Origin of the sequence: Collimonas sp. (genome assembly GCF_044339385.1) — a bacterium.
In the GTDB taxonomy this organism is placed as follows: domain Bacteria; phylum Pseudomonadota; class Gammaproteobacteria; order Burkholderiales; family Burkholderiaceae_D; genus Collimonas.
On record NZ_JBIIVN010000086.1, the window covers coordinates 1 to 10,718 of the forward strand.

A 10,718-nucleotide genomic window follows, 5' to 3' on the forward strand; every position below is an offset into this window, starting at 1 on the left:
AGCTCCTTGAACTCCGCCGTGTACATCTGTTTTGGTATCTTCTTCATTGCTGGTCTTTCCAAAGGATCGTTGATTTTACGTTACCTATGGAAGACTAAATTTCGGGGGAAGCTCATTATTTGGCTGATATGCAGATAAAGCCACGCCAGGAATGCCGGATTAATGCCGATAATCGATGGTCGCTCTGGCGGTTTTTTCATTTTTCAAGATTCCACGGCACAGTTGCCGGCGAAAGTTGTTGGGTTCGTCTCGAGCCGCAGGCAATCCTGGCGCCGCGCTTAGAAAAAATAGCTGCGGTGGGCGCGCTGTCGCTATCTTTGCGAGATTTTCTGGTATGATCGTCAGCCATGTTGCCGCCGCGAATGGTTGGGCGGCGAGAATAAAAAAATCGATATCTCATATTTGTAAGAGCGAGAAAGGCATCTCGGTTATGACACCGCGAACTAGCACCACAATCTGTGAGCGACACTAGTCGAGACCTTTTTCTACCTGCATGATGAGAAAAGCGCGGCTGGTCCGCGTTTTTTTTTCGTCTGCGTTTTTATCGCAATACGTTCATTAATTCAATCCGGTGTTGTCCAGGCGACCGCCGATATGAGGCTCAAAATGATAGCAGTCAAACTTCCCGATGGTTCACAACGTCAATTCGATGCGCCGCTCACAGTGGCGCAGGTTGCCGCCAGTATTGGTGCCGGTCTGGCCAAGGCGGCACTGGCTGGCAAGGTCGATGGCAAGTTGGTGGATACATCTTATCTGATCGAGAAGGATGCTGAGCTGGCAATCGTGACCGACAAGGATGCCGATGGATTGGAAGTGATCCGTCACTCAACTGCCCATCTGCTGGCCTACGCAGTCAAGGAATTGTTTCCCGATGCACAGGTGACGATCGGTCCGGTGATCGACAACGGCTTTTACTACGATTTCGCCTACAAGCGCCCATTCACGCCAGAGGATCTGGTCGAGATTGAAAAGAAAATGGCAGAGCTGGCGAAGCGGGATGAGCCCGTCACCCGTAAGGTGGTGGCGCGCGACGAAGCGATTGCCTATTTTGAATCGATCGGCGAGGCCTACAAGGCAGAATTGATTGGCGCGATTCCGCAAGATCAGGAAGTCTCTCTGTATACAGAAGGCAAATTCACAGACCTGTGCCGCGGCCCGCACGTGCCGTCCACTGGCAAGTTGAAAGTGTTCAAGCTGATGAAGCTGGCAGGCGCCTATTGGCGTGGGGATGCCAAGAACGAAATGTTGCAGCGGGTGTATGGCACGGCTTGGGCCAAGAAGGACGAGCAGGAGGCTTACCTGCACATGCTGGAGGAGGCGGAAAAGCGTGATCATCGCAAGTTGGGTCGGGCGCTTGATTTGTTCCATTTTCAGGACGAAGCGCCGGGCCTGATTTTCTGGCACGCGAAAGGTTGGACGATCTGGCAGCAGGTCGAGCAGTTCATGCGTCGCGTCTATAACGAAAACGGTTACCAGGAGGTCAAGGCACCGCAGATTCTGGATCGTTCGTTGTGGGAAAAAACAGGTCATTGGGATAACTATCGCGAAGGCATGTTCACCACTGAGTCGGAAAACCGCAGCTACGCGCTGAAGCCAATGAATTGCCCCGGCCATATCCAGATTTTCAATTCGAACCTGCACAGCTATCGTGAGCTGCCGCTGCGTTTTGGTGAGTTCGGTCAATGCCATCGCAATGAGCCCTCCGGCGCTTTGCACGGCATGATGCGGGTGCGCGGCTTTACGCAGGATGACGGTCACATCTTCTGTACCGAAGAGCAAGTGCAGGATGAAGTCGCTGCCTTCGACAAACTGGTGCGCCAGGCCTACACCGATTTCGGCTTTACCGAGGTGGCGGTCAAGCTGGCGTTACGTCCGGAAAAGCGGGTCGGTGAGGATGCTGTCTGGGACAAGGCGGAGACCTCCTTGCGTGAGGCGATTCGGGCCTCCGGCGCTGAATGGGAGGAGTTACCAGGAGAGGGGGCGTTCTATGGTCCGAAGATTGAATATCATCTGAAGGATTCGATTGGTCGCTCCTGGCAATGCGGCACCATGCAGGTCGATTTCTCGATGCCAGGCCGTCTCGGCTCCGAGTATGTGACGGAAGACAATGGTCGCAAGGTGCCAGTCATGTTGCATCGTGCGATTGTTGGTTCCTTGGAGCGCTTTATCGGGATTCTGATTGAAAACCATGCTGGCGCGATGCCTTTGTGGCTTGCTCCTGTGCAGGTTGTTATTTTGAATATTTCCGATTCGCAAGCGGAATATGTTCAGCATGTTGCGCAAACGCTGAAGAAACAAGGGTTTAGAGTGGAGACCGATTTGCGTAATGAGAAGATTACCTATAAAATACGGCAGCATTCTTTGCAGAAGCCGCCTTATATACTGGTTGTCGGTGATAAGGAGCGTGATGCAAACACAGTGGCCGTGCGAGCGCGGGGCAATGTCGATCTGGGTGTGATGCCTATCGACGTACTGGTGGAGCGCCTCAAGAACGAGGTTGAAACCAAAGCCTGAACGGGATAACCCGGAGCGCAATAGCACGGCTTAATTATTTGATTTTTAAAGGAAACTGCAATAGCTACGGACAAGTCACATCGCATCAATGGCGAAATTACTGCGCCGGAATTGCGCTTAACCGGTGTCGAGAACGAAGCACTAGGTATCGTTAGTCTGGCTGAGGCCTTCCGTTTGGCGGAAGAGGCAAACGTTGATCTGGTGGAAATTGCACCGACGGCGCAGCCTCCGGTAGCACGCTTGATGGACTACGGCAAGTTCAAGTACCAGGAGCAGAAGAGGGCGCACGAAGCCAAGTTGAAGCAGAAGGTCATTCTGGTCAAGGAAGTCAAATTCCGTCCGGGTACCGATGATGGTGATTACAACATCAAGCTGCGCAATTTGACTCGCTTCTTGGACGAGGACGGCGATAAGGTCAAGATCACGCTGCGTTTCCGTGGCCGTGAAATGACTCACCAAGACATCGGTATGCGTATGTTGGAACGTCTGAAAGCAGATCTGGAGCCGTACGGACAGGTCGAGCAGTGGCCGAAGATGGAAGGGCGCCAAATGATCATGATCATTGGTCCTAAAAAGAAGAAATAGCAAATAGTAATTGAGGGCAGAGTTTAAGAGCCACCGCAGCGTGGGGCATTAGTCTTGTTTCGCCTTATTTCACGTTGTCCGGGCGACGCTGTTCTCAATTAATCAAGTTTTGTGGTGGATGCCAGGTGAGCCTGGCAAAACATCCAAAAAGCAGCGGGCTGGATCCCGCTGCGAAATCTGGCTGTGGTAGTTGTGCAGCTGGGTTTAAACAAGTGAGAGCAGGCATCCAAGCGCAACGAATTGTTGCCACCTGCAATCATGTTAAAAAAGGAGCTGTCCTCAGAGGACAGATAGTGTCATGCCAAAAATGAAAACGAAGAGCAGCGCCAAAAAGCGCTTTCGTGTGCGTCCAGGTGGTACTGTTAAACGCGGTCAAGCGTTCAAGCGCCACATTCTGACCAAGAAAACTACCAAGAACAAACGTCAATTGCGCGGTTCCGTCGGTGTCCATGAAACAAACATGGCGTCCGTGGCTCGCATGTTGCCAACCGCTTAACCTCACACTATTAAGGAGTTATTATGCCTAGAGTAAAACGTGGGGTTACAGCTCGTGCCCGTCATAAAAAAGTTTTAGCGCTTGCCAAGGGTTACCGTGGTCGCCGCAGTAAAGTCTACCGTGTTGCCAAGCAAGCAGTTATGCGCGCTGGTCAATATGCGTATCGTGACCGTCGTAACAAGAAACGCGTATTCCGCGCATTGTGGATCGCTCGTATCAACGCTGCTTCCCGTGAGCATGGCGTGACATACAGCGTATTCATGAACGGCCTGAAGCGTGCTTCGATCGAGCTGGATCGTAAGGTTCTGGCTGACATGGCAGTGATGGACAAGCCAGCGTTTGCTGCGATTGTCAATCAAGTCAAGGCCAAAATCGCTGCGTAATTTATTTACGTAGTTTTGCCGGCGCTGCGCAGTTTTCGCGGCGTGGCAATCCCGAGCGGGGCAGAGGTCAACACCTTGTGCCCCGTTTCTGTTTTTAATATTCTGTTTTAGTCAGTTGAGGACAGAGCTGGGCGAGAAGTGTCTCCTGAATATGGATAATTCGCCACGCTTCGGTGGCTCTTGGCTTTTGTCCCCAATACTAAAAACTAGCAGGAAAACTGCATGAACTCCCTAGAACAACTAGTAACGCAAGCTCAAGCCGATTTTGCTGCCGCAGTTGATGCCGCCGCGCTGGAAAATGCGAAAGCCAAATATCTGGGCAAGACCGGCCAGATCACCGAGCAAATGAAGGGGTTGGGCAAGCTGGCTGCGGATGAGCGTAAGGCGCAGGGCGCCGTCATCAATCAGGCCAAGGAACAGATCGAAGCCGCGCTGAACGCGCGCCGTGACGCCCTGGCCAACGCCCAGATGCAAGAGCGCTTGAACGCAGAAGCGATCGATGTCACCTTGCCGGGCCGCGGCCGCAGTGTCGGCGGCATCCATCCGGTGATGCGCTCGTGGCAGCGGATCGAAGAAATTTTTCGCTCGATCGGTTTCGATGCCGCTGACGGCCCCGAAATCGAAACCGACTGGACCAACTTTACCGCCTTGAACAGCCCGGAAAATCATCCAGCGCGTTCGATGCAGGATACTTTTTACATCGATGGCAAGGATACCGAAGGTAAGCAATTGCTGTTGCGTACCCACACCAGCCCGATGCAAGTCCGTTACGCGCGCATGAACAAGCCGCCGATCAAGGTGATCGCGCCGGGCCGTACCTATCGCGTTGATAGCGATGCTACCCATTCGCCGATGTTTCATCAGGTCGAGGGCTTGTGGATAGCTGACGACATTAGTTTCGCCGACCTTAAGGGCGTGTACCTGAATTTCGTCAAGGCGTTCTTCGAAACCGACGACTTGCAGGTGCGTTTCCGTCCGTCCTATTTCCCATTTACCGAGCCATCGGCAGAGATCGACATCGCCTTCGGCAGCGGTCCGCTGAAAGGCCGTTGGCTGGAAGTTTCCGGTGCGGGACAGGTGCATCCTAACGTGGTGCGCAACATGGGTTTGGATCCGGAACAGTTCATCGGTTTCGCATTCGGCTCCGGCATCGAACGTCTGACCATGCTGCGTTATGGCATCAACGATCTGCGTCTGTTCTATGAAGGTGATCTGCGGTTTCTGAAACAATTTAACTAAACTGTCGCCGTTGAGCATCAGCGGGAGCATCGACCTCGTCATCCGCGCGTACGCGAACATGACACAGAAGGTTGACTTCGCTGCCGATGCTGAATGGTCACCTAAAATCCTGATACAGGTTTTTGAAGGTTTTACCTATGCAATTCTCTGAAAGCTGGCTGCGTTCCATGGTCGATCCGAAGATGACTTCGGGCGAATTATCCCATTTGCTGACGATGTCCGGCCTCGAAGTGGAAGAGGTCGAGCCGGTTGCGCCGCCCTTTACCAATATTGTGGTCGGTCTGGTGGTTGAGACTGCCAAGCATCCGAATGCCGATCGCCTTAACGTCTGCCAAGTCGATGCCGGCACCGGTACTTTGCTCAATATCGTTTGCGGCGCACCAAATGTGCGCCCTGGCCTGAAAGTGTCTTGCGCATTGGTTGGCGCGGTGTTGCCGCCGGGGAGCGATGGCCAGCCGTTCGAGATCAAGCTCGGGCAGTTGCGTGGCGTTGAGTCGCAAGGAATGCTTTGTTCGGCGCGCGAATTGAAATTGTCGGAAGACCATGGCGGTTTGCTGGAACTGCCGGAAGATGCGCCGATTGGACAAAATTTCCGCGACTACTACGAACTTAACGACCTCAAGTTCACCATCAAGCTGACGCCGAACAAAGCTGATTGCTTGTCGGTGCTGGGCGTTGCGCGGGAAGTCTCGGCATTGACCGGTACGCCGCTGAAGCAGCCGGTATTCAAGACGGTCAGCGCCACGATCAACGAGAAATTGCCGGTCAAGATTTCAGCGCCGGATCTGTGCGGCCGTTTTTCGGGCCGCGTGATTCGTGGTTTGAACGCCAAGGCCGCGACGCCGCAATGGATGAAGCAGCGCCTGGAGCGTAGCGGACAGCGACCGATTTCAGCGTTGGTGGATATTTCTAACTATGTGATGCTGGAACTGGGCCGTCCGACCCATGTGTTCGATCTCGATAAAATCCACGGCGGTCTCGATGTACGTTGGGGCAAGCCGGGAGAATCGCTGAAACTGTTGAACGGGAATACAGTTGCGGTCGACGATTGGATCGGCGTGATTTCCGATGAACGGCAGATCGAATCGCTGGCCGGCATCATGGGCGGTGACGCCACTGCTGTGTCGCTGGAGACGCAAAATATTTATCTGGAAGCGGCGTTCTGGTGGCCACAAGCGATTCAGGGGCGTGCTCGTCGCTTCAATTTTTCGACCGATGCAGGATATCGCTTCGAGCGCGGCGTCGATTTTGCGACCACGGTCGAGCATATCGAACGCATCACTGCATTGCTGCTGGAGATTTGCGGCACGCCGGAAACCAAGGTCGGCCCGGTTGACGATCAAAGCGTCAACCTGCCGAAGCGGGATCCGGTCAGCGTACGCACTTCACGTGCGATCAAGGTAATCGGCGTGCCATTGTCGGATAGCCAGATCGGCGATATCTTCAGCCGTCTGGGTTTGGCATTTACGCAGGAAAACGGTGTGTTTTCGGTGACGCCGCCGTCCTATCGTTTCGATATCGAAATTGAAGAAGATCTGATCGAAGAAATCGCCCGCGTCTACGGCTTTGAAAATATTCCAGCCTTACCGCCGGTGGCGCCGAACGCGATGTATATCGCGCCGGAGCAGCAACGTTCGTTGTTCACGATTCGCCGTCAGTTGGCCGATCTCGACTATCAGGAAGTGACCAATTTCAGTTTTGTCGAAGAAGCCTGGGAAGCCGATTTTGCCGGCAACCTGCAGCCGATTAAGTTGCTCAACCCGATCGCCAGCCAACTCAGTGTGATGCGTTCGTCGCTGATCGGCAGTCTGGTGGCTAACGTTAAGTACAACTTGAATCGCAAGTTGAACCGGGTACGGATATTTGAAACCGGCGCAGTTTATTCGCGAGATCCGGAAGTGCAGAATGGTCCGCTGGCGGTGGCTGGTTTCGCGCAGCCGAAGCGCGTCGCGGTGCTGGCTTACGGCCCTCAAGCGGAAGAGCAGTGGGGGCAGGTTAGCCGCAATGTGGACTTCTTTGACGTCAAGGCGGATCTGGAAGCGCTGTTTGCACCAGCGATATTACGTTTCGCCAAACTGGAGCATCCGGCCTTGCACCCGGGACGTTCGGCGCAGGTGTTGTTGGGCGATCAGGTAGTCGGCTTTATCGGCGAGCTGCACCCACGCCTGCAACAGAAATACGACCTGCCATTGGCGCCAGTCCTGTTTGAAGTCGGTGCGCTGGCGTTGCAGCAACGACAAGTGCCTGCTTATGTCGAGATTTCGAAGTTTCCGGCAGTGGTGCGAGACCTCGCCGTGATGGTCCGGCAAGCGATCAATGCACAGGATTTATTGGACGCTTTTAATGCTGAAAAGCAAAGAAATCCAGCCTGTCGAATTCTGCAAGCCATTGTTTTATTTGATGAATATCATGGTAAGGGACTGGAAAACGACGAAAAAAGTCTTGCTTTCCGTTTTACCTTGCAAGATACTGAAAATACCCTTCAAGATGATTCAGTGGACGCCGCAATGTCAGCTTTAATTGCTGCTGTCGGTAAGGTGCCAACGGCAAAATTGCGTGCTTGATCAGCGAATTTGATCTGCATTTAAGTAGCGCTAATTGATGATAAAACCTGCTGCAAAATGCCGTAGCGTGATGCGCTACGGCAGTAATTTAAAAAAGACAGGGGCTTAGCCACAGAATGAATAATATGCAGACTGTAGAATTTGAATCCGTGCTCGACGCCGATCTGAACCGGGCCATGCGTGAGGCAAGAGCCCGTTCGCAGGCAGAAAAGAATTTACCGACTCTGACTAAAGCGGAGCTGGCTGAACTTCTGTTTGAACAGGTCGGTCTCAATAAACGCGAAGCAAAAGACATGGTTGAGACGTTTTTCGATGAAATTCGCAACGCATTGGAGCGCGGTGAATTGGTGAAGTTGTCCGGTTTTGGTAACTTTCAACTGCGCGATAAGCCGCAACGTCCTGGCCGTAATCCCAAGACCGGGGAAGAAATTCCAATTACCGCCCGTCGCGTGGTCACATTTCACGCTAGTCAAAAACTCAAAGGCATGGTCGATGCTGCCAGCATGCAGCCGATCCAACAATTTACTACCGCCCTTCAAGCTAATTCATGAACGATCGTATTAGTAAGTCTGAACTTGTCGTATTGCCGCCGATTCCGGCCAAGCGTTATTTCACTATCGGCGAAGTCAGCGAACTGTGCGGGGTCAAGCCACACGTGCTGCGTTATTGGGAGCAGGAGTTTACGCAACTCAAGCCCGTCAAGCGGCGCGGTAATCGCCGCTATTACCAGCATCATGAAGTGCTGCTGATTCGCCGTATCCGGGAACTGCTTTACGAACATGGTTTCACTATCAGCGGCGCACGCAATAAACTGGATGGCCGCGTTGGTACTGAGGTTGACGCAATGCCAGAGTTGCGGCAAAACGAAGTTAATGTTGCCGAGGTGCGGCACGAACTGGAGCAGATATTGATTCTGCTAAAACCCAGCTCAGGGCCAGCTCAGGCTGCTCAATGAATATGAAGCAAGCGGAGGGAGAGAAATCTCCCTTTTTTTGTTTGGTGAGGGGCGAGAGCGCTCATGTGCCGCCGCCTCAGATGAATCTGATTTCCGCTCCTTGTTGCGTCAATGCCCGGGTAAAAATTTGCTCACCCTGCACCAGTTCTTAAACTCTGTACTGTAGAACATAAACTGATGATTAGCGATCCACGTTTCCCCAATCTTTTCATCCTCAATCATCCTCTGATCCAGCATAAATTGACGCACATGCGGAGCAAGGAAACCTCAACGCGCACGTTCCGTCAGTTGCTGCGTGAGATCACCCAGTTGATGGGTTATGAAATCACGCGCGACCTGCCATTGACAACGCAACGGATCGACACGCCGATGCAAAGCATGGAGGCGCCGGTGATCGCCGGCCGTAAGCTGGCGGTGGTGCCGGTGTTGCGGGCTGGGATCGGGATGAGCGATGGTTTGCTCGATCTGGTGCCGTCGGCACGGGTTGGTCACATCGGCGTGTATCGCGATCCCGATACCCATCAGCCAGTAGAATACCTGGTACGTTTACCGGATCTGGCCGAGCGGATTTTCATTGTCTGTGATCCGATGGTGGCGACGGGCAATTCAGCTGTTTATGCGGTGGATGTGTTAAAGAAGCGTGGCGTGAACGATGAGCAGATCATTTTCCTGGCGCTGGTGGCTGCGTCGGAAGGAGTGCAGGTGTTTCAGGATGCGCATCCTGGCGTCAAGCTGTACGTCGCCAGCCTGGATTCGCATCTGGATGGGCATGCGTATATCGTGCCGGGTTTGGGTGATGCCGGCGATCGTATTTTCGGGACTAAGTAAATTTTTTGCTGTGGCGAGATCGCCGCGCTGGGTACATGAATTTACATTCGGCGTGGCGATGCCAAGTGAAACGAGGTCAAACGAGGTCAAACGAGGTCAAACGAGGCGAAACGGGGGCAGAGTTTTTTCGTGGATTTTTGCGAAAATTACTCTACCCCTTTGAATAGACAACTAGTACATCAGGTCGCGCTTGAGACTCAATCTTAAGCCAACATTTTTAATGCCAACTCAGCCACGGCAACCGAAGATGCCGGATTTTGTCCGGTAATCAGGTTGCCATCAACCACCGCATAACTGCCCCAGTCGGCAGCTTTGCTGTAGTTGCCGCCCAGTCGCTTGAGTTCAGCCTCTACCAGAAACGGTACGATATCGGTCAACTGCACTGCGGTTTCTTCACTGTCCGAAAAACCGGTAACCTTTTTCCCCTTGACCAACGGTGTGCCGTTAGCCGCGCCTGCATGGCGTAATACGCCCGGGGCGTGGCAGACTGCTGACACCGGTTTTCCTGCCGCGTACATGGCTTCGATCAACGCGATTGAATCTTTGTCTTCGGCCAGATCCGACAGAGGGCCATGTCCGCCTGGATAAAATACAGCGTCGTAGTCTTCCGCCAGCACTGTCGACAATCTGATGGTTGATGCCAGCGCGGCTTGCGCGACGCTGTCTTTGCGGAAGCGTTCGGTGGCTTCGGTTTGGGCATCCGGCGCGTCGCTTTTCGGATCCAGCGGCGGTTGGCCGCAGTGCGGCGAGGTTAGTGTGAGTTTGGCCCCGGCGTCCAGGAAGGTGTAATAAGGCGCAGCGAATTCTTCCAGCCAGAAGCCGGTTATTTTGCCGGTGTCACCTAGTTTGTCGTGCGAGGTGAGTACCATTAATATGTTCATGCAGGTTCCTTTTGGTGAGTGCACTGATAGCGCACTTGTGGCTTACTTGTTTTACCCTTGTTTTGCCTTTGTTACGCCGTTAAGAAGTACTTATTACCTACTTAGTCGCCCCTGAACAACCCCATCCCCCCAATGTTGGCGGGTCTGATGAGCTTCCCCCGAAATTTAGTCTTCCATAGGTAACGTAAAATCAACGATCCTTTGGAAAGACCAGCAATGAAGAAGATACCAAAACAGATGTACACGGCGGAGTTCAAGGAGCTAGCCGTGCAA

At 53.2% G+C, this 10,718-nt stretch carries 10 protein-coding genes; 9 read left to right on the plus strand and 1 reads right to left on the minus strand.

The genetic code is table 11. The features are described 5' to 3' along the window. The first annotated feature begins 606 nt into the window (after nt 1-606). From thrS to upp, 9 genes are all read left to right on the plus strand, one after another. Nucleotides 607-2,514, plus strand: coding sequence for a threonine--tRNA ligase (gene thrS, locus ACIQ0R_RS07765; protein ID WP_395825843.1), 1,908 nt, complete (start codon nt 607-609; stop codon nt 2,512-2,514). 60 nt (nt 2,515-2,574) lie between these two features. Further along, nucleotides 2,575-3,099, plus strand: coding sequence for a translation initiation factor IF-3 (infC, locus tag ACIQ0R_RS07770; protein ID WP_395825866.1), 525 nt, complete (start codon nt 2,575-2,577; stop codon nt 3,097-3,099). Nucleotides 3,100-3,397: 298 nt separating this feature from the next. After that, entirely contained in the window at nt 3,398-3,595 is a 198-nt protein-coding gene (rpmI, locus tag ACIQ0R_RS07775) for a 50S ribosomal protein L35 (protein WP_395825845.1), read from the plus strand. Nucleotides 3,596-3,618: 23 nt separating this feature from the next. Next, nucleotides 3,619-3,978 carry a 50S ribosomal protein L20 gene (rplT, locus tag ACIQ0R_RS07780; protein ID WP_061533855.1) on the plus strand — a complete coding sequence of 120 codons (360 nt, stop codon included), beginning with the start codon at nt 3,619-3,621 and terminating at the stop codon, nt 3,976-3,978. 222 nt (nt 3,979-4,200) lie between these two features. Continuing rightward, complete coding sequence (gene pheS, locus ACIQ0R_RS07785; protein WP_395825848.1) at nt 4,201-5,217, plus strand: phenylalanine--tRNA ligase subunit alpha; 1,017 nt, start codon at nt 4,201-4,203, stop codon at nt 5,215-5,217. A gap of 137 nt (nt 5,218-5,354) precedes the next feature. Further along, entirely contained in the window at nt 5,355-7,781 is a 2,427-nt protein-coding gene (pheT, locus tag ACIQ0R_RS07790) for a phenylalanine--tRNA ligase subunit beta (protein ID WP_395825851.1), read from the plus strand. A 116-nt stretch (nt 7,782-7,897) separates the two neighbouring features. Continuing rightward, nucleotides 7,898-8,332: an integration host factor subunit alpha gene (locus tag ACIQ0R_RS07795; protein WP_395825854.1), complete on the plus strand. Its 435-nt coding sequence runs from the start codon at nt 7,898-7,900 to the stop codon at nt 8,330-8,332. Further along, on the plus strand, nt 8,329-8,736 hold the full coding sequence (locus ACIQ0R_RS07800) for a MerR family transcriptional regulator (RefSeq protein WP_395825857.1): 408 nt from the start codon (nt 8,329-8,331) through the stop codon (nt 8,734-8,736). Before ACIQ0R_RS07795 ends, ACIQ0R_RS07800 begins: the two co-directional genes overlap by 4 nt. Before the next feature lie 177 nt (nt 8,737-8,913). After that, nucleotides 8,914-9,564 (plus strand): uracil phosphoribosyltransferase, encoded by a 651-nt coding sequence (gene upp / locus ACIQ0R_RS07805; RefSeq protein WP_395825860.1) that lies wholly within the window; start codon nt 8,914-8,916, stop codon nt 9,562-9,564. Between the two features lie 203 nt (nt 9,565-9,767). On the opposite strand, the gene ACIQ0R_RS07810 is transcribed toward upp, so the two are convergent. After that, nucleotides 9,768-10,445 carry a type 1 glutamine amidotransferase domain-containing protein gene (locus ACIQ0R_RS07810; RefSeq protein WP_395825863.1) on the minus strand — a complete coding sequence of 226 codons (678 nt, stop codon included), beginning with the start codon at nt 10,443-10,445 and terminating at the stop codon, nt 9,768-9,770. Nucleotides 10,446-10,718: the final 273 nt, after the last annotated feature.

Coding starts and splice junctions, on each gene's coding strand:
- rpmI (WP_395825845.1), top strand. CDS start 3,398: ATGCCAAAAATGAAAACGAAGAGCAGCGCCAAAAAGCGCTTTCGTGTG.
- upp (WP_395825860.1), top strand. CDS start 8,914: ATGATTAGCGATCCACGTTTCCCCAATCTTTTCATCCTCAATCATCCT.
- pheT (WP_395825851.1), top strand. CDS start 5,355: ATGCAATTCTCTGAAAGCTGGCTGCGTTCCATGGTCGATCCGAAGATG.
- ACIQ0R_RS07795 (WP_395825854.1), top strand. CDS start 7,898: ATGAATAATATGCAGACTGTAGAATTTGAATCCGTGCTCGACGCCGAT.
- rplT (WP_061533855.1), top strand. CDS start 3,619: ATGCCTAGAGTAAAACGTGGGGTTACAGCTCGTGCCCGTCATAAAAAA.
- ACIQ0R_RS07810 (WP_395825863.1), bottom strand. CDS start 10,445: ATGAACATATTAATGGTACTCACCTCGCACGACAAACTAGGTGACACC.
- pheS (WP_395825848.1), top strand. CDS start 4,201: ATGAACTCCCTAGAACAACTAGTAACGCAAGCTCAAGCCGATTTTGCT.
- thrS (WP_395825843.1), top strand. CDS start 607: ATGATAGCAGTCAAACTTCCCGATGGTTCACAACGTCAATTCGATGCG.
- ACIQ0R_RS07800 (WP_395825857.1), top strand. CDS start 8,329: ATGAACGATCGTATTAGTAAGTCTGAACTTGTCGTATTGCCGCCGATT.